The organism is Streptantibioticus silvisoli (assembly GCF_027947535.2).
Classification (GTDB): Bacteria; Actinomycetota; Actinomycetes; order Streptomycetales; family Streptomycetaceae; genus Streptantibioticus_C; species Streptantibioticus_C silvisoli.
Map to the genome: position 1 here is coordinate 54,253 of NZ_JAAGKO020000039.1, position 20,406 is coordinate 74,658.

General features: G+C 70.2%; 18 protein-coding genes, 2 tRNA genes, 1 other RNA gene and 3 pseudogenes. 13 read left to right on the forward strand and 11 right to left on the reverse strand.

All coding sequences use genetic code 11. The features are described 5' to 3' along the window. Positions 1-735: 735 nt before the first annotated feature. Entirely contained in the window at positions 736-2,247 is a 1,512-nt protein-coding gene (locus POF43_RS23530; protein ID WP_271318573.1) for a glycoside hydrolase family 3 protein, read from the forward strand. Between the two features lie 365 nt (positions 2,248-2,612). Here the strand turns inward: POF43_RS23530 and POF43_RS23535 are convergent, their stop codons facing one another. Beyond that, positions 2,613-3,323, reverse strand: a complete 711-nt coding sequence (locus POF43_RS23535) for a hypothetical protein (protein WP_271325451.1) — start codon at positions 3,321-3,323, stop codon at positions 2,613-2,615. A 481-nt stretch (positions 3,324-3,804) separates the two neighbouring features. Between POF43_RS23535 and POF43_RS23540 the strand changes: the two genes are divergently transcribed. Further along, positions 3,805-4,398, forward strand: a complete 594-nt coding sequence (locus POF43_RS23540) for a snapalysin family zinc-dependent metalloprotease (RefSeq protein ID WP_271325450.1) — start codon at positions 3,805-3,807, stop codon at positions 4,396-4,398. A 349-nt stretch (positions 4,399-4,747) separates the two neighbouring features. Here the strand turns inward: POF43_RS23540 and POF43_RS23545 are convergent, their stop codons facing one another. Then, a complete protein-coding gene (locus tag POF43_RS23545) occupies positions 4,748-5,431 on the reverse strand; it encodes a hypothetical protein (protein ID WP_282704738.1) in 684 nt (227 codons plus the stop codon). A 253-nt stretch (positions 5,432-5,684) separates the two neighbouring features. Here POF43_RS23545 and POF43_RS35190 point away from each other — a divergent pair. After that, positions 5,685-5,780 (forward strand): annotated as a pseudogene (locus POF43_RS35190) (pentapeptide repeat-containing protein); the annotation flags it as partial. Between the two features lie 213 nt (positions 5,781-5,993). Here POF43_RS35190 and POF43_RS23555 read toward each other — a convergent pair. From POF43_RS23555 to POF43_RS23575, 5 genes are all read right to left on the reverse strand, one after another. Continuing rightward, entirely contained in the window at positions 5,994-6,827 is an 834-nt protein-coding gene (locus POF43_RS23555) for a PIG-L family deacetylase (protein ID WP_271324003.1), read from the reverse strand. Positions 6,828-7,481: 654 nt separating this feature from the next. Beyond that, positions 7,482-8,216: a tetratricopeptide repeat protein gene (locus POF43_RS23560; protein WP_271324002.1), complete on the reverse strand. Its 735-nt coding sequence runs from the start codon at positions 8,214-8,216 to the stop codon at positions 7,482-7,484. A gap of 172 nt (positions 8,217-8,388) precedes the next feature. Further along, the gene (locus tag POF43_RS23565; RefSeq protein WP_271324001.1) at positions 8,389-9,798 is read right to left on the reverse strand and encodes an MGMT family protein; all 1,410 of its coding nucleotides are present in this window, start codon (positions 9,796-9,798) and stop codon (positions 8,389-8,391) included. 213 nt (positions 9,799-10,011) lie between these two features. After that, positions 10,012-12,075: an N-6 DNA methylase gene (locus POF43_RS23570; RefSeq protein ID WP_271324000.1), complete on the reverse strand. Its 2,064-nt coding sequence runs from the start codon at positions 12,073-12,075 to the stop codon at positions 10,012-10,014. Between the two features lie 492 nt (positions 12,076-12,567). Next, entirely contained in the window at positions 12,568-12,711 is a 144-nt protein-coding gene (locus POF43_RS23575; RefSeq protein WP_271323999.1) for a hypothetical protein, read from the reverse strand. On the opposite strand from POF43_RS23575, the gene POF43_RS23580 reads away from it, so the two are divergent. From POF43_RS23580 to POF43_RS23590, 3 genes and pseudogenes are all read left to right on the forward strand, one after another. Then, positions 12,685-12,915: a helix-turn-helix domain-containing protein gene (locus POF43_RS23580; RefSeq protein ID WP_271324004.1), complete on the forward strand. Its 231-nt coding sequence runs from the start codon at positions 12,685-12,687 to the stop codon at positions 12,913-12,915. The two genes, POF43_RS23575 and POF43_RS23580, sit on opposite strands and share 27 nt — an antisense overlap. Before the next feature lie 10 nt (positions 12,916-12,925). Next, positions 12,926-13,251, forward strand: a pseudogene (locus POF43_RS23585) (site-specific integrase); the annotation flags it as partial. Continuing rightward, positions 13,248-13,577 (forward strand): annotated as a pseudogene (locus POF43_RS23590) (PE-PGRS family protein); the annotation flags it as partial. The pseudogenes POF43_RS23585 and POF43_RS23590, both read left to right, overlap by 4 nt. Here POF43_RS23590 and POF43_RS23595 read toward each other — a convergent pair. The 3 genes from POF43_RS23595 to POF43_RS23605 all read right to left on the reverse strand — a co-directional run bounded on the left by POF43_RS23595 (position 13,507) and on the right by POF43_RS23605 (position 15,437). After that, positions 13,507-14,427: a hypothetical protein gene (locus tag POF43_RS23595; RefSeq protein ID WP_271323998.1), complete on the reverse strand. Its 921-nt coding sequence runs from the start codon at positions 14,425-14,427 to the stop codon at positions 13,507-13,509. The pseudogene POF43_RS23590 and the gene POF43_RS23595 overlap by 71 nt on opposite strands. Beyond that, on the reverse strand, positions 14,415-15,149 hold the full coding sequence (locus POF43_RS23600; RefSeq protein ID WP_271323997.1) for a hypothetical protein: 735 nt from the start codon (positions 15,147-15,149) through the stop codon (positions 14,415-14,417). Before POF43_RS23600 ends, POF43_RS23595 begins: the two co-directional genes overlap by 13 nt. Before the next feature lie 200 nt (positions 15,150-15,349). Continuing rightward, a tRNA-Ser gene (locus POF43_RS23605) sits at positions 15,350-15,437 on the reverse strand. Positions 15,438-15,509: 72 nt separating this feature from the next. On the opposite strand from POF43_RS23605, the gene ffs reads away from it, so the two are divergent. The 3 genes from ffs to POF43_RS23620 all read left to right on the forward strand — a co-directional run bounded on the left by ffs (position 15,510) and on the right by POF43_RS23620 (position 16,734). Further along, positions 15,510-15,606, forward strand: an RNA gene (gene ffs / locus POF43_RS23610) — signal recognition particle sRNA small type. A 76-nt stretch (positions 15,607-15,682) separates the two neighbouring features. Next, entirely contained in the window at positions 15,683-15,979 is a 297-nt protein-coding gene (locus tag POF43_RS23615) for a type II toxin-antitoxin system VapB family antitoxin (RefSeq protein WP_271318045.1), read from the forward strand. Positions 15,980-16,080: 101 nt separating this feature from the next. Beyond that, complete coding sequence (locus POF43_RS23620) at positions 16,081-16,734, forward strand: LytR C-terminal domain-containing protein (protein ID WP_271318046.1); 654 nt, start codon at positions 16,081-16,083, stop codon at positions 16,732-16,734. Between the two features lie 499 nt (positions 16,735-17,233). Here POF43_RS23620 and upp read toward each other — a convergent pair whose 3' ends face one another. Continuing rightward, on the reverse strand, positions 17,234-17,869 hold the full coding sequence (gene upp / locus POF43_RS23625; protein ID WP_271317724.1) for a uracil phosphoribosyltransferase: 636 nt from the start codon (positions 17,867-17,869) through the stop codon (positions 17,234-17,236). A 75-nt stretch (positions 17,870-17,944) separates the two neighbouring features. On the opposite strand from upp, the gene POF43_RS35195 reads away from it, so the two are divergent. From POF43_RS35195 to POF43_RS23640, 4 genes are all read left to right on the forward strand, one after another. Beyond that, positions 17,945-18,274 (forward strand): hypothetical protein, encoded by a 330-nt coding sequence (locus POF43_RS35195; protein ID WP_443732111.1) that lies wholly within the window; start codon positions 17,945-17,947, stop codon positions 18,272-18,274. A 259-nt stretch (positions 18,275-18,533) separates the two neighbouring features. Further along, the gene (locus tag POF43_RS23630) at positions 18,534-19,073 is read left to right on the forward strand and encodes a tRNA adenosine deaminase-associated protein (RefSeq protein ID WP_271317723.1); all 540 of its coding nucleotides are present in this window, start codon (positions 18,534-18,536) and stop codon (positions 19,071-19,073) included. Positions 19,074-19,570: 497 nt separating this feature from the next. Then, complete coding sequence (tadA, locus tag POF43_RS23635; protein WP_282704740.1) at positions 19,571-19,996, forward strand: tRNA adenosine(34) deaminase TadA; 426 nt, start codon at positions 19,571-19,573, stop codon at positions 19,994-19,996. A 69-nt stretch (positions 19,997-20,065) separates the two neighbouring features. Further along, a tRNA-Ser gene (locus POF43_RS23640) sits at positions 20,066-20,152 on the forward strand. The last annotated feature ends 254 nt before the right edge of the window (positions 20,153-20,406 follow it).

The window sequence follows — 20,406 nt, forward strand, 5'->3', positions numbered from 1 at the left end:
GGCGCGGGGTGGCGCGGGCTGCGCGGCCGGGGCGGTCGCGTGTCGCAACGGTCTGGACGGTCGGCGCGGTCGGCCTGTCGCCGGGTACGGGTCGGGCGTGTCGTCGGCGCGGTCGGCCTGTCGCCGGGTACGGGTCGGACGTCGGCGGTGAACGGCCGCGGGGGCGACGGCGCACGCCGGGCACCCTGCCGCACGGCACCGGCCGACCAACTCGCGTGCCGCCGACGGTGGTGCGCCGCACGCGTTCCGATTGAACACGTGTTCCACTAAAATGGACTAGACCAACTTCGGTGTCAACAGGTGATTCGCGGGGTGGGTGCGGTGGGGCCAGGCGGGACGGGGGTCATCCGGGGGGGGGGGGGGGGGTGGCGCATTGGCGAGGGGTGCGGCCCGGAGCCGGGCCGGAGGGATGGTGGGCGGCACGGTCCGGGAGCCGGCGAAATGGCGGGCGGTACGGCCCGGAGCTGGGCCGGAGGGATGGCCGGCGGCGCGGTCCGGGAGCCGGGGACATGGCGGGCGGTACGGCCCGGAGCTGGGCCGGAGGGATGGTGGGCGCGGCCGGAGGGGCGAGGTGGGCGAGGGCCCGGCGCGGTCGACGGGGTGCCGGCGGGCCGGCGGGCGCGATGCGTACCCGCCCCTTGACACTGAAGATTGGTACAGGCCAATATCCCTGTGGTCTGTACCAGTTGTCGCCGGTGCGATCAGCGGGTCGGTACTACCCGGAAGGCGCGTTCCATGTCCTCCAGCAAGCACAGCGATGAGCTGCGACGACTCGCGCTCTCCGTCCTGCAACCGGGTTTCGTGGGCACCGAGGCGCCGGACTGGATACGGCGCGACATCGGTGACGGCCTGTCGTCCGTCGTGCTCTTCGCCCGCAACATCGTCTCCGCCGAGCAGGTCGCCCGGCTCACCGACCAACTGCGCGCCGAGAACCCCGCGTTGATCATCGCGATCGACGAGGAGGCGGGAGACGTCACGCGGCTGGAGTCCTCGACCGGTTCGACCCGGCCGGGCAACTTCGCCCTCGGCGCGGTCGACGACGTCGAACTGACCGAATCCGTCGCCCGCGACCTGGGCCGCCAGCTGCACGCCGCCGGGGTCAGCCTGAACTACGCGCCCAGCGTGGACGTCAACTCCAACCCCGACAATCCCATCATCGGCGTCAGGTCGTTCGGCATCGACTCCGGTGTGGTGTCCCGGCACGCCACCGCGTGGATCCGGGGTCTCCAGTCGGCCGGGGTCGCCGCCTGCGCCAAGCACTTCCCCGGCCACGGGGACGTCGCCATCGACTCCCACCACGGCCTGCCCACCTACGACGCGGACCTGGAAGAGGTCACCACGCAGGCGCTGGCCCCCTTCCGGGCCGCCCTTGCCGCGGGCGTGCGCGCGGTGATGAGCGCGCACCTGCTGGTCCCCGCCTACGACCCGGACCTGCCGGCCACCCTCAGCCGCCGCATCCTCAACGGCCTGCTGCGCGAGGAACTCGGGTTCGACGGCCTGATCGTCACCGACGCCATCGAGATGGGCGGCGTCGCCCAGCGCTACGGCATCGACGGCGCCACGGTGAAGGCGGTCGCCGCGGGCGCCGACGCGATCTGCGTCGGCGGGGAGAGCGCCGAGGAGTCGACCGTCGGCCAGTTGTCCGGTGCGCTGGTGCGGGCCGTGACGTCGGGAGAGCTCACGCAGGAACGGCTGGCCGAGGCGGCCGACCGCGTCGCGCAGTTCGCCGACTGGTCGATCGGCCTGGGCCGGGCCGTGCCCGTCAACCCCATCAGCGGCGACATCGGCTTCGTCGCCGCCCGGCGCGCCATCCGGCTGGCCGGCCCCGCGCAGAACGCGCTGCCGCTGGCCGCCCCTCCGCACGTCGTCGAGCTGGTCCCCTCCACCAACCTCGCCATCGGCAAGGAGACCCCGTGGGGCGTCGCCGTCCCGCTGCGCGAACGGCTGCCCGGAACGACCTTCGTCCGGGTGCACCACCAGCAACTGGCCGCCCGACCCGACGTCCTGGCGGAGTACGCGCTGGCGCCGGCCGTGGGACGCCCGCTGGTGGTGGTCGTCAGGGACGCCTCACGCAACAAGTGGATGGGCGCGGCCCTGGCCGACCTCACCGCGGCCCGCCCGGACGCGATCGTCGTGGAGATGGGCCTGCCGGGCGGCCCGTCCGCCGGAGCGGTCCAGATCTTCACCCACGGAGCGACGGCCGCCTCCGGCGTGGCAGCGGCGGAGGTCCTGGTCGGAGCGCGCTGAGGGGGAACGGGCGGGAGACCTTGCTGGGGTGACGGCGCGAGCGGGGAGCCTTGCTGGCGGGGGGGGTTACCTTGCTGGCGGGGGCCTTGCTGGCGGGGGTGGTTCGGTCGGCGGGGGGTGACCTTGCTGGCGGAGGTGGTCGCCGGCGGGGGTGACCCTGCTGGCGGGTGGTGGTGCGGCGTCGTGTGTTGATCGGGTCGGTGGGCGCTGCTCCGGTCGGCCCCCGCTGATCGCTGACCGTTCACCGCTGACCGCTGACCGTTTGACCGCTGACCGTTTGATCGCTGACCGTTTGATCGCGCGGACGATGACCCTGCTGCTGAGCACCGGAGCGGCGGATCCCGGACTCGCCCTCGGCCCATCACCTACCCCCGTACCCAGATCCGTAGCGGGCCGGCCGGCTCGAAGCCGTGGCGCAGTGCCGCGTCCAGGTCCGCGTCGCGCTCGTAGCCGACCGCGGGACGGGTGGGGAACAGGCGGTGAACCGCGTCCAGCACCACCGGCCAGGCCCGGTCAGCGCCGCCGTGCGACGCGAAGAGGTTGGAGACGCCGACCACGTGGTCGCTGCGGCTCGCCACCGCGCCGGCGCTCACCCGGCCCTGCGCGGAGAATCCGGCGAGCACGAACGTGGCCGGGTCGTCGAGCAGTTCGGCCCGGAAGAGGTCCGCGTTGCCCGCCCCGTCGTCCCAGGCGAGCGCCCAGGCCCGCAGCGTGTCGCGGTCACCGGCCACGTCCCAGGCAAGCTCCGGCGAGGTGGTCGGGGCGCTCGCCGGGCGGTGGATCCACTGGGCGTCGAAGAGCACCTGGAAGCCGGCGCCCATGAGGTCGAGGTCGGCGAAGCTGTCCTTGACGCAGGCGCCGGGCGCGGCGGTGTCGATCCGGGCCACCAGGGCGGCCGCATCGGCACCGGGCGTCAGCGTCACCGCGTCGGGGTAGTACGGCGGCGTCCGGGCCGGCGCGGTCCAGGCCTGCGGCCCGAACTCACCCGTCAAGCCGTGCGACCGGCACATCGACGCGCACCACTCGGCGTTGTTGCGGGCAGCGGCCCGGACCACGCACTGCTTCGTCGCCGTCATGAGCGTGAATCATCCCCGTCCCCGGACCCGGCCGCGTCTCCGGGCCGGCCGCGTCTCCGGGCCCGTGGCACTCTCCGGCACGCCACGGAACGGACCGGGGGACGCGGTGCTCTCCGGCACGCCACGGAACGGACCGGGGGCCGGACCCGCCCCGGTCGGATTCGCCGTCCGTCCCCGCGCCGACCCGCAGATCCGCCTGAACCGTCGGTCCCGTCGCCACCCCCCGTCGCACGGCACGCCACGCACGCCACGCATGCCACAGCACTCCACGGCACCGCTCGCAACGCGGCTCACACCCTGCCGCGGAGTCGCCCGGCGGGGCCGCCGAGACGTCCCTGCCGTCCCTGACGTTGCGGAAATGATCACCGATGAGACGATCGCGTTCAACTCCTATCGATAACCGCGTACTTGTGGCGCTTGCTGATGACGTGGTGCCCTGGTGGCTCACAGGCAACCGTTGTCAGGGAGGGAAACGAGTCTCATGATCAAGCGAATAACCGCCATGGCGGCACTCATCCCGGCCGTGCTGGGCGTGACATCCGGTGTCGCTTCGGCGCACCCCGCGCCGAAAGCGACCAGCTCGGTGGTCACTCTGACCTACGACGCCAGCCGGGCCGGACAGTGGGCCGCCGCGATCACGCAGGGCGTGGCGAACTGGAACGCTGCGGAACACAACGTGCACCTCCAGCCGGCGACCTCGCCCGGGTCGGCCAACTTCAGCTATGTGGCGACCAGCGGCTGGCCCGAGACGACGCTCGGGCCGATCGTCCCGGGCGGCAGCAAGGGTGAGGTGGATCTGGGCCAGGAAGCGGTCGACGAGGGCTACGACATGACCCGGATCGCGGCGCACGAAACCGGGCACATCCTCGGGCTGCTCGACGACTACAGCGGTCCCTGCTCGGAGCTGATGTCCGGCCACGGCCCCGGAACGTCGTGCACCAACGCCAAGCCGAGCGCGGCGGAGGCGGCCCAGGTCGACCAGAACTACGCCGACGACGCCGCGGTGGTGGGCCCGAGGCAGCACCGGATCGTGATCGACGTCTGGCGCGCCCCGGCCCTCGCCGCCACACGCTGACGGGCGGCCGAAGACCGGAAGCCGACCGCACCACACGTCGATGGGCCCCACCGCGACCGGTGAGGCCCATCGACGTATCGCCCGGCGGGAGCAGTGGCGGAGGATACGAGATCCGAACGCGCGAGGGGCTGCCCTCAACACGCTTTCCGGCGGCACGCGTTGGGGGTCGCGCAGGCACAGCAGCGTCCTGATCTGCTGCGCAGGGCCGAGGGCGAGTGCTCACGGTCGGGCTCTCCGATGCGTGGCCCGACCGCGTGGCCGACGGCGTGCGAGGGATCGCCGGGCCGCCTTCGCGAGGCCCGGAGGGCGTCAGGACCGGTCGAACGTTTCCGCCCCGCCGGGCAGTCGTTCACTCGTGGGCGCTGATCAGGCCTCCGTCGCTGAGCACGATGTACACGGCGTTGGCGTCGAGCCCGACGTCGTGCTGGTCCGTCTCCAGCGTGGCGTCCACCTCGCCCTGGTTGCCGAGGATCTGCGCGCGGTACCGGAGTTCGCCGATCTTCGTGACCTTGGCCGTCCAATCGCCCGCCAGCTTGAACGTGCCCGGGCCCTGGTGCCCACCGCCCATCCAGGCATGGACGTCGCCACTCATCGTGAGCACGATGAACATGTCGTTGGCGTCGATCCCGGCGTCGTGCTGCTTCGTCTCCAGCGTGACAAAGAGCTGGCCGTCATGGATGACGTCGGCACGGTAGTGCTCGTCGCCGAGCTTGTAGATCTCGGCCTTGCTGCCGTCCGGCAACATCTGGGTGCGGATCGGGGAGGCCGCCTTGGCCGTGGGAGTCGTGGCAGCCGGTGCCGCGGCGGGCACGGCCGGTTTCGGGGTGGACGCGCTCCCGGAACGGGCCGGGCTGTCCGACGCGCTCGCCGGGCTCGAGGGGACGGCGGCGCCGGCGGCGGTGGCAGCGGCGGACGCCTTGACGCCACTCGCCGACGACGCGCTCGAACCGGAGTCGGACGGCCCGCAGGCGGTGGCGAGGAACGCTGCGGCGGTGCCGAGCAGAACGGTGGCGAAGACGCGACGGTGGCTCATGGTTTCCCCCAGGCTGTGGTGTTGCTCATCGGCATCGGCCGACACCCATGAGGACATCGGCCCGCCGCGGACGAGTTCCGCCGTGCGCCGGCTGTGACCGGCCGGTCACGACCGTCACACGACGGAGACGAACGTCCTTGCGCACGACGGCCCTACGACGGAGCCCAACGCCTTGCGCGGCACGGTTCAGCGCCGGCCGGCATCAGCAGACGTTCACCTCGCCGACGGCTCCACACGGGTGCTCGCCCCGGGGATGCTTGTTCCGGGGGTGACCTTTTCGCCGGTGACCTTTTCGGGGGTGACCTTTTCGGGGGCGACCTTTTCGGGGGTGACCTTTTCGGGGGTGACCTTTTCGGGGGTGACCTTTTCGGGGGTGACCTTTTCGGGGGTGACCTTTTCGGGGGCGGGGGGCCGCCGGGGGCCACCGGGTTCCGCCAAACCGCAGGCCGACGCATTGATCGCCGCGCCGGCCGGCTGGTACACCGCCGACGCCACCGGCACCGGTTCCTGGCCGGTCACCGGGTGCGGTCGGCAACCCTTCCCCGCCGGCAGAACGGGCGGATCAGCGCAGTCCGGCGAAGAGGTCGTTCTCGGGGACGGCCGCGCCGGTGGTGTCCCGGACACGTACGAAGGTCTCCGTGCCCATCAACGCGCCGAACCTCTCCTTGCCCATCTTGAGGAAGAAGATGTTCTCGCCCTGACTGGCGTGCGCGGCCAGCGCGTCGAACTTCTGACCGCTGAACGCGGTGGTGTCCACCCACGTGGTGATCTCGTCGTCGGGGAGGCCGATCTCGGCCATCGCGGCGGCCTCGGCGGGATCCGGTTCGGGCATGTCCGCACCGAACTCGCGCAGGACCTCGCCGAACCGCTGCATCATCGAGCGGGGTGCCGTGGTCCAGTAGACCTTCGGCGTCAGCGCGGTCATCTCCAGCGCCGCCATCGTGATGCGGTTGGCCTGGATGTGGTCGGGGTGGCCGTAGAAGCCGTTCTCGTCGTAGGTGACGACCACATCGGGCCGGTAGTGCAGCATGAGTTCCGCGAGCCGGGCGGCGCTCTCCTCGACCGGGGTCCGCCAGAAGGACCCGGAGGCGTCGTTGCTCGGCCAGCCCATCATCCCCGAGTCGGCGTAGTCCAGCATCTCCAGGTCGCTGATCTTCAAGGCGTCACAGCTGGCCTCCAGTTCCTGACGGCGCATCACGGCGACCGCCACCGGATCGTGCCCGGGATCGCCCGGCTTGGCACCCCCGGGTCCGTCACCGCAGCCGCCGTCGGTACACGTCACGAGAACCGTGCGGATGCCCTCCGCCGCGTACCGCGCGAGGATCCCTCCGGTCCCGGTGGCCTCGTCGTCGGGGTGGGCGTGTACGGCCATGAGCGTCAAGGGCCGGTCGGTCATGAAGCAGTCCTCCTGCAGAAGTACGTGGTGAACCCGAAGAGCGTGGCGGGCACACCACGCTGCCGAGGCCCAGATCCTGGCGGGACTGGCAACCCTGCGGTCCGGTCACGTCTTCCCCGCCCGTGCGGCGCCGGCCCCTCCACCCATGCAACCGCGCCGACCGGACCGGCTGTTCCCCGACACGGCTGGTCGGCCGTCCAGGCTTCAGGGCGAACGCGTGACCGATCCGATGCCGCGGAAGGCCGCGGACCGGGTCGGCGGACTGTCCCGGGGAGCCCTGGACAACACGGGTGAGACGGAAACGGAGACGGAAGTCGGACAACGTCGAAGGGCCCCACCGCGACCGGTGGGGCCCTTCGACGTATTGCCCGGTGAGAGCAATGGCGGAGGATACGAGATTCGAACTCGTGAGGGGTTGCCCCCAACACGCTTTCCAATTGACCGCCTGCCCGTTCTGGCGTATGCGGTAGCGCCTGGACCTGCGCATTCCCGTGCTCCGAGAGGGTCTCTGAACCTCCGTGGACGCCTATGGGCGAGACCAAAACTGAGACCGGACAGGAGCCAGCGGCCCGGTACACGGCATCGCCGTCAGGCCGAAGCAGCGACGTATTCGCGAAGCAGGGCAGCCGTGCCTATGGTGGAGCCTGACGTGAATCAGAACATTCCTGCGAGGGCGACCTTCGCAAGAGTCTCCGTGCCAAGGGTGGAGGAGGGGTCGAGGGTGAGCTCGCCCAATATGTGGATCGCGGTTTCTTGGTCGCCGCCCCGGCGCAACAGAAGCGCTTTGTTGATCAGCAGCATGCCCTTGGTCTCAAGGTCGGGATTGCTCTCCAGCCCCTTCGCGATCGCTTGCAACTGGTCGTGCGAGCCGGTCATCAGGGTCGCGAGTTCCTCCCATGCCGGCGGGAACTGCGGGTGTCGTGCCACGATGCCTTGGAGTATCGCCTTCTTCTTCTCAGGATCGCTGACCCATTCGAGTCGTATGAATGCCATGCTGAAGCCAGTGAACAGAGTTCCGGCCCGCTCTCTTCGAAGCATGTCGAGAGCGGTCTTGCGGGTGAAGAATCCGCGTGGGGCGAGGCGGTCGACGCGCTCGTAGAGCTCTTCGGCCTTGGCGGTGTCTCCCTGGAGCAAAATGGTGAACGCTGCGTCATAGGGTGGGTAGGGCCAGGCGGGAGCGAGTGCCTGAGTCTGGCCGAGAAAGGTGAGAGCACGGTCGTAATCGCCGCGTCCGCCTGCTTTCCGGGCCCGCTGATGCAGGAGCCTGGCCTGCGCGGGCACTTGCTCGCCACCTGTGACTTCCCAGTTCACTTTGCCGGTGAAGCCTTTGAGGTCCTGAGTGGTGATCTCTTGCCCGGCCGAGTTTCTGAACACGAGCCGTGCCGTCATCGAAGTCTCGCAGCCCCAGCGTCCTGGCAGCGGTGGTTGTGTATCGCTTGCTGCGACGGCTGAGGTTATCGGGGCCCGTGCCCCTCATCTCAACGGCGCGGGACCGGGCGATCGCGCTCAACCCAGGCGCTGGAAGACGACCTGCCGTACCCGAGTCTTTTCGAAGCCGGCGTCATCCATTCAGCGACTGGGAGAGTTCCTGAGCCGTCATGCGGAATCCCCGGTCCGCAGTGGATCCGTCGAAGAGGATGCCTTCGCTGCGCAGCACGTCCACCGCGGTGTCTGTGCGTTCGGGGTCCGTCCAACGGAACCTGGCGCTGACGCGTCTCTTGACCGTAAGCACTCGCCAGGCGTTGGGACACTGCCCACAGTTGCCGATGTGGGTGCCGACCGGGAGGGCATGGCTGTTGATGGCTGCGGCCACGTCGCCATACGTCGTCCAGCGTCCGGAGGGTATCGCGGCCAGCACGGTGTGGAGGTCCGTCCAGTCCCTGCCGGTGGATCCGGTGCCTCCTGCCTGCTTGGCGAGCTGGACCAGGTCGGCTTCCGCCACGGCGGCCCACTCATCCGGGTCGACGCCGTCCGGGACATGGTCGGCGTCCACCACCCACCAGGTCGTGCCCTGGATGCCGGAGGCGGTACGACCCGTCACCGCCGTGAAGATGTGCTCGGCCAGGCCTGTGGCGGAGTACCGCTTTCCGTCCGCACCCCAGGTGAGTGGCTTGGCGGTGTTGTTGTTCCACACCGCCCTCGACCGGCCGTCCGTCTCGGCTGCCCAGACGGTGATCCGCTCCCGGATCGCCTCCGGTGCGCCGTGCTGCGGCACCAGGCGCAGCCGTGTTCCGTCCGGCAGAAGGCCGGTACCGACAAGGACGTGCACGGCGTTCTGCACCCGTGAGCGTTCCTTGATCTTCTTGGCCGCGGCCTCCGACTCCATCCGGGCAGGGCCGAGAGTGATCTCCTCGACCTCCGGCGTCGGATACACCTTGGTGAAACCGGCGACGAGGTGCCCTTCCACCTTCCACAGACTGACCTGGACCAGGTCGATGTCCAGATTCATCTCCGAGAGCCACACGACGGTGTGGGTCACCTGCTTGGGGAACTCCGCGGCAATGACGACGAGCCGTGGGCGCTGGAGCAGTTCGGGGTCCCACTCGCCGTCCACGTGGTCGAGCAGACGCTGCCGGCACTCGTCCTCTGTCACCGTCTCGCCCCGGGCGACGCGGAACCTGTGGTGCGCCTGAGCGAGGGTACGGAGGTCGAACCGGGACACCAGGGCCGCGTACGTGATCGCCTGGAGGTGGACGTCGCGGTCCGCCATGCCCCGTTTCAACTCCACGACGACGAGCCGCCCGGTCGCGTCCAGGCCCAGAACGTCCAGCCGGTCCTTGGCGGGCACACCGTCGGCGTCGGCCCACCGGTCGAACTCCGCCGTGACGACCAGCACCGACTCGCCCAGCACCTGCGGGTGTGCGATGACCCACTCCTGGAGGTGCCGCCGCTCCAGAAGGCCCTCCGCCGCCAGGCCGGTCCGCGCGACCGGAATCGCCTTCTGCCCCGACACGGTGAAGAGGTGATCCATGTTGCGCCCCCACGGCTGTCCGGCACCCTGGCCGGGTGCCGCCAGCCTACGGTCTGTCGTCTGCCTTCGTGCCGGACCGGTCTGCGGTACCCCGGAGTCCGCCCACGCCGGGAACGGCGGTATGTCGTGTAACGGCGCCGCGTGCGGGGACGCGCCGCCTCCGAACCGGCCGACCACACCGGTCTCTCCGCACCCCGGCGATCGTGTCCGCCCTCAGGCACCGCCCATCAGGAGCGCCGCGAGTGCGTCCTGGCGTACTCGTTCCAGCAGGGTCAACTCCTCGTGCAACTGCCTCTGGTAATCGGCCACCCGTTCCATCACCTCGGCCAGCGCGTGTTGTGGGCCCGGCTCGGGCCAAGGTACTGGAAGGTCCTTCAGGACCGCGGCCGAGATCGTCCGCATCGTCGTGATGCCCGTGGAGTGCGCGTCCAGCCAGGCGCGTGCCTCCCCGCTTCGCAGATAGGCCGCCAGATAGTCGGGGTCGAGGCCCGTCGGCGGGCGGAGGATGAAGCAACCGGTGCCGCAGATCCAGCCCTTCTGCTCAGTTCGCACCACCGCGCAACGGCCCAGCTGGCCCCGACGTGCCAGCACCACGTCGCCGACCCGGAGCCGGAAACGCCTCAGAACGTCCGCCCGCCGTTCGTCGAGTCGTTTCATCCCCCTCTCGTCGAACCCCGCGGCGGTCAGGTCCTTCGGCATCACGACGGGCACCCCGCCCTGCTCCACGTAGTCACCGGCGCGAACGAGGCTGCCGGAGGGCCCGGCGAGCAGCAGACTGTTCGCGTCTGCGGCCTCGCCGGTCACGAACTGCCCCAGGGGAACGCGGGGGGCCTGTGCCTTACCGTCAACCGAGCGTCGGCAGGCGTCCAGCGCGTCCCTGAGCCCGCTTCCCGACACGGATCTCGCCCTCTCGTGCTGGTCGAGGGCGTCGAGGAGCCCGAACAGGCCGAGCGCGGCGTTGGGACGATTCGGCACCGAGGTGACGTAACGGCGAGGGTCCAGACTGTACCCGTGCTTGATCACGTCCTCGTGTGTGACGGATCGGGAGAAGCCCGGCTCGTCCGGGGTCGTGCCCGGCGCACGGCGCCACTCGGCGAACCGCCGGCTGATCCGCTCGACGTCGTTAGCCGTCAGTACCCGCTCCCGCCGCGGCAACTGGATGCCCAGGTCGCTGGCATCGACGAGCAGGATGCGTTTCGTTTGACCGGCGGGCAGTTGACGGGTCTTGTCACGGGCGAGCACCCAGACATGCACCGGAACCGATGTCTGGGGGAAGAAGAGGTGCCCGGGCAGGGCGACGACGCACAGGACGTTGCCGCCCTCCACCATCTGCCGGCGCTTATCCATCTCCCGGCCGTGCGGCGACCAGGCGGCCGCCGGCGCCGTGATCATGGCGGCCGTCCCGCCGTTGCTCAACCGGTCCAGTGCCATTTGCAGCCACGCGAAGTGGACGCTGTGGCCCGCCTCCCGGCCCGTCTTCCGGGAGACTCGCCCGCCGGTCTCGGGAACGCGGAGGTGGAAGGGGGGGTTGCTGACCACACAGTCCACCAGCCCATCGCCCGGCTGCCCGAACGGCCCGGCCGGTCGGGCACGACCGACGGCCGGACGCTCCACACCGTGCAGAGCCAGGTTCATCCGGGCGAGCCTCTCGTTGCCCGGGTTCAGGGTCACCGCCTCGACGGTGGCCCCGTCGACCACCCCTCGCTCCTCCAGACAGGGCACAACCGCAGCCAGGACTTCGCCCGTTCCGCACGCCGGGTCGAGGATCCGGTCGCCCGGCTGCGGGTCCGCCAGCGCTGCCAGCAGCAGGGCGACCGCGCGCGGCGTATGGAACTCACCGCTGTCGCCGGACCGTGTATCCCGGGCGTGCCGTTCGATGAGCGATTCGCAGACTTCGGCGAGATCCGCCTCGGCCGGCGCGGGCCAGTCCTGAAGAGCGACCAGGACGTCGGCCAGCCAGGGAAGGTCGTCCGCCGTGGCGCCGGCGGACGACAGGCCGAGCCGGAACAGCTCCGGCTCGGGATAACCATCGTGCTCCCGAGCACTGTTGAGCATCACTTCGAGGTCGGAGACCGGCGGATGGCCGCTCCCGGCCTCTGCGACGGCCCGCGCCCACCGCCTACTCAGACTGTCCCCGGCCTGCTCGTCCGTCGCGACGAAGCGGGCCAGGACCAAAAGTGTCAGCACGGACGTGAGGTCGTCGACCGAGTTGCGGCCGCGCCGGAACGGTGTCAACGCCCGCCAGACCCGGTCAGCGAGATTCATGGTGCCGTTCACGGCCTGGACGTGTCTCACAGGGACCACCCTCTCTGTGGGCTACTTCAGCCTGATCAGCAGATACACCACCGGCGTCGCGGCCAGCATCAGCATGCACAGCCGCAGCGTCGACCAGTTGCTCTGCATCGCCTCACCCAGCAGTTTGCAGAACGCCTTCATCACGTTACTCCCTTTTGGTGCGCAGTGTCGTTGCGCACAACCTTAACTATTCGTAACCGCGTTGAGCGCGGTTGCCCGTCGGTAGGAACAGAGGGAAAACTAACAGGAGTTGATGGGAACGCACTGCCGTTGGCGGGAGCCCACGACGCTCGAGAGGCCGACCGCGCAGCGATAGTGCGCAGAAACAAGAGGTCTTGTTCTGGCTGTTCTGGGCGTGGGGATCGCACCCGGAACGAGGGAATGAATGGCAGTCGCCAGCGTGGCAATGTGAGACAGATCACTACTCTGCCGAGGTGGGTGGGGGCACCTGCCGCGTCCCAGGCCCTGTTGCCGTCATGAGTCGACGAGTGCGACAGGGATGGGGCGCTTGCCGCGACGGCTGCCCTGCCCTCGCACGTCCTCGCCCAGATCGCCGACCTGCTCGGCGTCGACGAGGACGCCCTGCTCGCCCTGAAGCGCCAGAGCGACCACTCCCACAACGACGCCACCCTCGTCGCCCTCACCGTCGCGGAGGCCGCGCGCCGCATCGGCATGGGCCGCCGTACCAAGCTCTACGAGTACGTCTCCTCCGGCGAGATCGCCTCCGTCAAGATCGGACGCCTGCGCCGCATCCCCACGGAAGCGCTCGCCGACTTCGTCGCCCGGCACAACACCCGTGCCGACTTCGACACCGCGGCATGAGGAGGCGACCATGGCAAAGACCCGCCAGCCCAATAGGGCCTCCTCCATCTACCTAGGCACGGACGGTCGTTGGCACGGCCGCGTCACCGTCGGCGTCAAGGACGACGGCACCCCGGACCGGCGCCACATATCCCCCAAGACCCGACCCGAAGTCACCAAGGCCGTCCGCCAACTGGAGAAGGAGCGTGACGCAGGCACCGTCCGCAAGCCCGGCAACGCGTGGACGGTCAAGGCATGGCTCACCCACTGGATCGAGAACATCGCGCCGATCAGCGTCTCGGAGAACACGATCGCTGGCTACGAGGTCCTGTGCGCGTTCACCTCATACCGGGGATGTGATCCTTCCGAAAATGGACAAGCGTCAGCGGGCCCTTGAGGAAGAGTGGGCGCAATCGGCGTGGCAGTCATGGCAGCGCAGGGACGACCACAAGCTGGACGCCGAGCAGGCCGTCCTGCGCATGGTTCGGGAGTGGTGCGGAGAGGAACGGGCCGAGCGCTACGACGAGTTGGTCGCCCTGCGAGCGGAAGTGCAGCGCCTCGGCGAGCTGGTCGAACGCGCCGTACGAGCGCTGCGCGACCGGGGGCACGGCGTCATCGCCTCCACCATTGCGCGCGACCTGGGCGTCCATATCTCCAGCCTTGATCCAGACGTACGTCGGTGAAGTCCCGCCGTGGTTCCGGCTCGGCGCGCTGGGACTGCGGCGGCAGCCTCTCCTTCTCCGGTCGGTCCGGGTTCCAGCCGTTCAAGTAGGGGCGCAACTGATCGCCGGACGGGTCACTGTCGAACTCTGCCTCGGCGAGGCCACGTTCAGCGGTCAGATCAAGGCTGTCCGCCTGCTCCTTGCCCCACTGGGACCACTGCCGTAGCCGTTCGGCTTCTGCGGGCTGGGTGGTGCCGCCTGCTGCCTGGTCCAGTGCCGTGCAGAACACACGGATCTCGGCTGCCGATCGCCATGCATCAAGCGCCGTGGCGAATCGGCCGCCTCTCGCCGCGTGGGTCGCGGCAGTTCTGGCTTCCGTAAGCGCGGACTCCCACTCCCGTTGCCGGCGTTCCCGTTCTTTGGCCTCCGCCTGCTTCCGCTCTTTTTCCTGCCGTTCCCACTCCGCTTGCTGCTGCCGGTACGCGGCCTCCCGTTCGAGTCGGGCCCGCTCCTGCTCCTCGGCATGCTTCTTCAGGGCACGGAAGATCGTGTCGATCTGCGCCTCCAGCGGCTTCGCGGAGGTGTCGGCCCAGTTCAGCTTCGAGCCGTGCCCCTGTGAGAGGTGAAGCTCCAGTTCTCCGGACGGCTCAGACCGGAACGCCGGCGTTGCACGCTGCCAGTCGTATGTCCGGCGCTGGCCCTTCTGAGGCGGTACATAGCGGACCTGCTTCCCCTTCTCCTGGAAGCCCAGTTCGTACGTTCTGCCATGGATGGTCAGCATCGGCCGCGGTTGCCTGCGCTTCTTGGACACGGTCATATCGCCGTGACAGCTGAGGGCCTTCTCCGCCAGGAGCTGGATCAGGGACAGCACGCGAGGAAGCACGTCCTCGGAGACCTCGAAGGCGCTGTGGTCGGCACGGACGGCCCGATCACCTCGTCGATATCAGCGATCGTCCTGCTGCGTTGCAGCCGGATCCGGTTCCACTCGGTGTCGTCCTCGCCGGTGATCCTGAGCAGCCCCAGGAGGAAGTCGCCCTTCGCCCGGCCGCTGTACTTCAAGTGATACCCGGTGGGTGCGCAGGTGCGAGCCGCGTCGAACGCCCTTCTGTAGCCGGCTCGTTCCGCCGGTTTCTGATACGGGATCCGGAGGAAGCGCTCGACTGCCAGAACCTGCTCGATCAGGGCTGGGCCTCCGATCTCGCCCTTGCCCCGAGCCGGCCGAGCCGGCGTCCGCGGAGTGCTCGCGTCAGCGACTGTCGCTGGACAGTCGGCCTGGCCAGCGCCCCCGGGCCCGGAGGAGGCCGTGGGTTCCCCTGCTGGGGAGGCCGAGACGCCGGCCGCAGTGGCGACCCGTGGTCGCTTCGCGGGCAGGTCGGGATGGTGGCCCTGTGCCAGATAAAACGTGCCTGCGTCCGTGATCTCGGCCAGCCACCTCTTTCCGCCAGCCTTCGGCATGGCGATCAGACCCCGCTCCTTCAAAGCGTGGGCGGTCAGTGCCAGATCGGAGTTGTCGGATGTGACCGGGTCGCTTCCGTCCCCGATGCGAGTCAGCAGGGCGAGCTGGCGTTCGTTGAGCCGTGACCAACGCTGCATGGTTCGTTCGTACCGGCGGTCTATGCCGGCGCACAGACTTTCCGCTGCGCGCCACTCGAACGAGGGGCGAGCCGAGACGAGTACGGTCCGAGACCGTTCACCAGGTACGCCGACTGTGCGGACGCCAACTGAGACCACACACGTCGAAGGGCCCCACCGCGACCGGTGGGGCCCTTCGACGTATTGCCCGGTGAGAGCAATGGCGGAGGATACGAGATTCGAACTCGTGAGGGGTTGCCCCCAACACGCTTTCCAAGCGTGCGCCCTAGGCCACTAGGCGAATCCTCCGTGGAGAACAGTACAGGGTGCGGAGGGGTGGTTGCGAACTCGATGTGAGGGCGGGGGGTGGGGTAGGGTTGGCGTAGCCCCTCACGTGGCGCTATCTCGCTGAACTCCCCCAGGGCCGGAAGGCAGCAAGGGTAAGTGGGCTCTGGCGGGTGCGTGAGGGGTCTTCGCGTTCCCGGGGGCACCGGGTGGGCCGGGAGGCCGTGGCATGGCTGCGGTCGGACGGGGTCGGCCGGTAGGCTTTCCGTGTGATCTTCAAGCGCATCGGTAGCAGTCGTCCGTATCCGGACCACGGCCGCGCCAGCGTCCGCGACTGGGCGGACGTGGCACCGCGTCCCGTTCGCCTGGACCAGTTGGTCACGACGAAGGGGCAGCTGGACCTGGAGACGCTGCTCGCGGAGGATTCCACCTTCTACGGGGACCTGTTCGCCCACGTCGTGAAGTGGCGCGGGGACCTGTACCTGGAGGACGGGCTGCACCGGGCGGTGCGGGCGGCGTTGCAGCAACGAGAGGTGCTGCACGCGCGGGTTCTGGAGATGGAATGATCCCGTCAATCCGGGATTTCCTTGGCCCTTTCGGGTTGGTGATTAGGCCATAGGATGATCATCTAGTACGCCTTCGCAGGTTCCCGCACTACGCTGCGGTTATGAGCATGCTCACTCCTCCTGGCATGGGCGGCAAGTACCGCGTCACCGGGACCACCTTTCCCCGGATGCACCGCCCCAGCAATCGCCGACGGATCGTGCTGTCCGCGGTGGCCGGCGTCATCGTCCTCGGGGTCGTGGGGGTGGGGACGGCACAGCTCGCCGGAGCGTTCGACGGCAACGGGTCCGGCCGCGACACGGCCGGCCACTGTCCGTCCTCCGCGGTCGGCACGAAGGCGGCCGACGCCACGAGCGCCCGCCTGCCGAAGCCGTCCGCGGTGACCGTCAACGTCTACAACGCGACCGACCGCGCCGGACTCGCCAAGACCACCGCCGACGAGCTGAAGAAGCGCGGCTTCTCCATCGGCAAGGTCGGCAACGCCCCCGACGCGTACAACAACAAGCTCAAAGGCACCGCCATACTGCTCGGCGGCCCCAAGGCGACCTCCGCGCTCAAGGTGCTCGGCACCGAACTGGCCGCCGGCAGCCTCAAGACGGACCCCTCCCGCGCCAGCGCGTCCAACGTCGATCTGATCATCGGGTCGGCATTCGGCACCCTCGACCCGCTGCAGAACGCCGGGCACGCCCTCACCGTCCTCCAGCAGCCCGCGCCCACCCCCAGCGGCAAGACCTGCCGGCCCAGCGGCCGGACCTGACCCCCGCCCGCGGTCCCCCACCTCTGCGAAACCTCTCCGAACGCCGGCCCTCCGCGGTTCCCTCGATCGCCTCGATCGCCTTCATATTCTCGGAACCCCTCGGCCCCGCTCCGGCATCGCACGCCCCGGTTCCCCGCGCTCCGCGTGCCTCGTGTCAGTACTCCGCGTCCGCGTGCCATCGTCGGCCCCGGCTCCGCGTGCCTCACTCCTGCCTGCCCCGGCCCCGCGTGCCTCGCACCCGGCCTGCCTCACACCGGCCCGCCCGCCCCGCCTGCCGCGCGCGCCCCGCGCCCCCACGGCCCCTCCGGTCACCGCCGCCCCTCCCGTCAACACGACACCCCGCCGGCACAGCGCCCCCCTCTACGCGACACCCCGCCAACGGCACGCCACCGTCAACACGACACCCCGCCGGCACGGCGTCCCCCTCAACGCGACGGCCCGGCCGGCGCCGCGCGCCGGCCGGGCCGTTCCCCCGGGGATCGTCGGTGGTGACCTGGCGTCAGCCGACCGTTCCGTACATGCGGTCGCCGGCGTCGCCGAGGCCGGGGACGATGTAGCCGTGCTCGTTGAGGCGCTCGTCGACCGCCGCCGTGACGACGGTGACCGGGTGGCCGGCCAGGGCGCGTTCCATGGTCGCGACGCCCTCCGGCGCGGCGAGCAGGCAGATCGCGGTCACGTCGTCGGCACCGCGCTCCATCAGCGTCTCGATGGCGGCGACCAGCGTGCCGCCGGTGGCCAGCATGGGGTCGAGTACGTAGACCTGGCGGCCGGAGAGGTCGTCCGGCATGCGGGTGGCGTACGTGGACGCCTGGAGCGTCTCCTCGTCGCGGACCATGCCGAGGAAGCCGACCTCGGCTGTCGGCAGCAGCCGCACCATCCCGTCGAGCATGCCGAGGCCGGCCCGCAGGATCGGAACGACGAGCGGACGCGGGTGCGAGAGCCGCACACCGGTGGTCGGGCTCACCGGCGTGGTGATCTCGACCTCGGAAGTGCGAACGTCGCGGGTCGCCTCGTACGCGAGCAGGGTGACCAGCTCGTCGGCGAGCCGCCGGAAGGTGGGCGAGTCGGTGCGCTGATCGCGCAGCGTGGTGAGTTTGTGCGCCACCAGCGGGTGGTCGACGACATGAATCCGCATGCGCACGACACTAACCGAGTGCGGCCGCACGCTCCCAGGCGCATCAAAAGGCGCCGGACGGGAAAACGCTCTTCCATGGCCGTGGACCACTCAGCGCAGCGGAAAGCGATACCGACAGCGACCCAGCCCCGCGATCGTGACGTATTACGTCACGATCGCGGCGCCCTACGTAACGAAAACGGCGCCTCACGTCATGAAGACGGCGCCCCATGTGACGAAGCCGACGACCGGCCCCCCACCCGTGAGGTCGGCGACGTGCGCAAGGCGGCGGAACGCCGTCGGCGGCGCGCGGTGTTCCTCAGGGAGTTGAAAGAAGCCAAGGAGTTGCGCGCCCGCGTGCAACCGCGGCGGGCGCGGGCGGCCCGGATGAGGCAGCAGATGAGGATGCGCACCTTTCGCTGGTAGGACGGCCGCCGGGCCCGGCGTAGCCGGTATGGCGGGCGGGCATCGGTAGGTACCGGGAGTTGCCCGCGCGACTTACCCGGGGGCGCCTGAACGGTGTCCGGAACGGGTCGCCGGACCGAAAACGCCGAAAAAACGAACGCTGCCTGGCACGACGCAGTGCGGAAGAGCTCTCGCATCGCCCCGGTTTCTGCCACGATGCCGATGGGCGGGGCGTCGCCCCGTCCGTCCCGGCACACCTAGGACCAGTGGGAGAGTCACGGTGTACTTCGCCGCACTGCTCGCGCGCACCGAGGACGGGTGGGAAGCGCGCGACACGGAGCTTGACAATGTGGAGACCCTCGACGACCTGGCCGATCTCGCACGTGAGGCCTCGGCGGACGAGGACACGGTGCTCGTCCTGATCGAACAGGAGGACGTCTGGTTCGGCGTCGTCCGGGTCGACGGCGAGGACGATCCACGCATCTACGTGTCGGACGCGTCCGCCGCGGCCCGCAGTTCGTACGGGGAGATCCTCCTCACCGACGAACTGCTGGGCCGCGATCCGGACGACGAACTGGAGGACCTCGACGCCCTCGACCTCGACGGCACCGAGGAAGGGGGCGAGGAGGCGGAGGACGACAGCCGCGACGGCCTCGGCCCGATCCCGGCCGGCCCGGTCGGCGAGGCGGATCTCCTGGCCGACCTCGGCGTCGGCGCCGCCCGCCTGCGCTCGCTCGGCGAGGACGGAGCACCCGGCGAGGCGCTCAGCGAGATCGCGGACGCCCTCGGCGCCGGCGAGGTCCTGGAGGCGGCCCGCTGAACGGCACGACCCCCGCCCCCGCGCCGGACCCCGGCGCGGGGGCGGACCCTACGAACGGCGCCACACCGGTGACTCGCGAAAGCGGCACGCCGGCGGCTGGCGACCGCCGTACGCCGGTGGCTCGTGACAGCACCGCACCGGCGACTGGCGACCGCGGTACACCGGTCACTCACGACCGCACCACACCGGTGGCTGCTGGCGACCGCGGTACACCTCACGTCGGCGTTCCGCCGAAAACCGGCACTACACCGGTGGTTCATGAACGCAGCACACCGGTAGCTCGCGACCGCGGTACACCTCACGACCGCGTTCCGCCGAAAACCCGCACTACACCGCACGAACGCGGTACGCCGTCCTCCCCGGACAGCACCCCGCCGCCGGAAAGCGGCCCCCTTCCCCATGACGACGCACCCGGCGACGCACGTGGCGACGCCGCCGGCGGCCTCCCCGACGGCACCCCGGTCCCCGACCCCGTACGTGATCCCTGGCGGTCGGCGATGCGGCTCGCGCTGGCGGAGGCCGTGCTGGCGCCGGGGACGGGTGACGTGCCGGTGGGGGCGGTGGTGCTGGACGCCCGGGGGGAGGTCGTCGGGCGCGGGCACAACGAGCGCGAGGCGACCGGGGACCCGACCGCGCACGCCGAGGTGCTGGCGGTGCGGGAGGCGGCCCGGGCGGTCGGCGAGTGGCGGCTGTCCGGCTGCACGCTGGTCGTCACGCTGGAACCGTGCACGATGTGCGCCGGCGCGATCGTGCTGTCCCGGGTCGACCGGGTGGTCTACGGCGCACGGGACACGAAGTCGGGCGCCGCGGGCTCGTTGTGGGACGTGGTACGCGACCGGCGGCTCAACCACCGCCCGGAGGTCGTCGCCGGGGTCCTGGAGGACGAGTGCGCGGGTCTTTTGACCAGGTTCTTCCGGGGCTGACCCCCTGCCGGGAGAGCGTGGTGCCATACGGATTCGGTACCGGGCCGTACGTCCGCTAAGCTCTCTCTCGGTAGCGTGTCCGAGCGGCCTAAGGAGCACGCCTCGAAAGCGTGTGAGGGTGCAAGCCCTCCGTGGGTTCAAATCCCACCGCTACCGCTGTGAACCACCCGGAGCCCGGGAGCGTACAACGCTCCCGGGCTCCGGTGTTATATACGGCTCCGGTGTCATGCACGGCTCCGGCCGAGCCGCACCGGCCGCCACGACCGACATCGCCCACGTGACCGGCGCCGCTCCCACGATCAACGTCCCCGCGACCGGCACCGTCCGCGACCGGCAGGGCGGCCTCTCCGTCCGGCGACGCCTTCGCCCCTCCCCGGGCCCACCCGGCCCGTCGGGTCCCGTCACACGCC

What these genes read in the sequence shown, in the direction of transcription:
- POF43_RS23540 (WP_271325450.1), top strand. Translation starts at nt 3,805, where the DNA reads ATGATCAAGCGAATAACCGCCATGGCGGCACTCATCCCGGCCGTGCTG.
- POF43_RS35195 (WP_443732111.1), top strand. Translation starts at nt 17,945, where the DNA reads ATGGCCGTGGACCACTCAGCGCAGCGGAAAGCGATACCGACAGCGACC.
- POF43_RS23535 (WP_271325451.1), bottom strand. Translation starts at nt 3,323, where the DNA reads ATGACGGCGACGAAGCAGTGCGTGGTCCGGGCCGCTGCCCGCAACAAC.
- POF43_RS23555 (WP_271324003.1), bottom strand. Translation starts at nt 6,827, where the DNA reads ATGACCGACCGGCCCTTGACGCTCATGGCCGTACACGCCCACCCCGAC.
- POF43_RS23530 (WP_271318573.1), top strand. Translation starts at nt 736, where the DNA reads ATGTCCTCCAGCAAGCACAGCGATGAGCTGCGACGACTCGCGCTCTCC.
- POF43_RS23600 (WP_271323997.1), bottom strand. Translation starts at nt 15,149, where the DNA reads ATGCAGCGTTGGTCACGGCTCAACGAACGCCAGCTCGCCCTGCTGACT.
- POF43_RS23620 (WP_271318046.1), top strand. Translation starts at nt 16,081, where the DNA reads ATGAGCATGCTCACTCCTCCTGGCATGGGCGGCAAGTACCGCGTCACC.
- tadA (WP_282704740.1), top strand. Translation starts at nt 19,571, where the DNA reads ATGCGGCTCGCGCTGGCGGAGGCCGTGCTGGCGCCGGGGACGGGTGAC.
- POF43_RS23565 (WP_271324001.1), bottom strand. Translation starts at nt 9,798, where the DNA reads ATGGATCACCTCTTCACCGTGTCGGGGCAGAAGGCGATTCCGGTCGCG.
- POF43_RS23545 (WP_282704738.1), bottom strand. Translation starts at nt 5,431, where the DNA reads ATGAGCCACCGTCGCGTCTTCGCCACCGTTCTGCTCGGCACCGCCGCA.
- upp (WP_271317724.1), bottom strand. Translation starts at nt 17,869, where the DNA reads ATGCGGATTCATGTCGTCGACCACCCGCTGGTGGCGCACAAACTCACC.
- POF43_RS23560 (WP_271324002.1), bottom strand. Translation starts at nt 8,216, where the DNA reads ATGACGGCACGGCTCGTGTTCAGAAACTCGGCCGGGCAAGAGATCACC.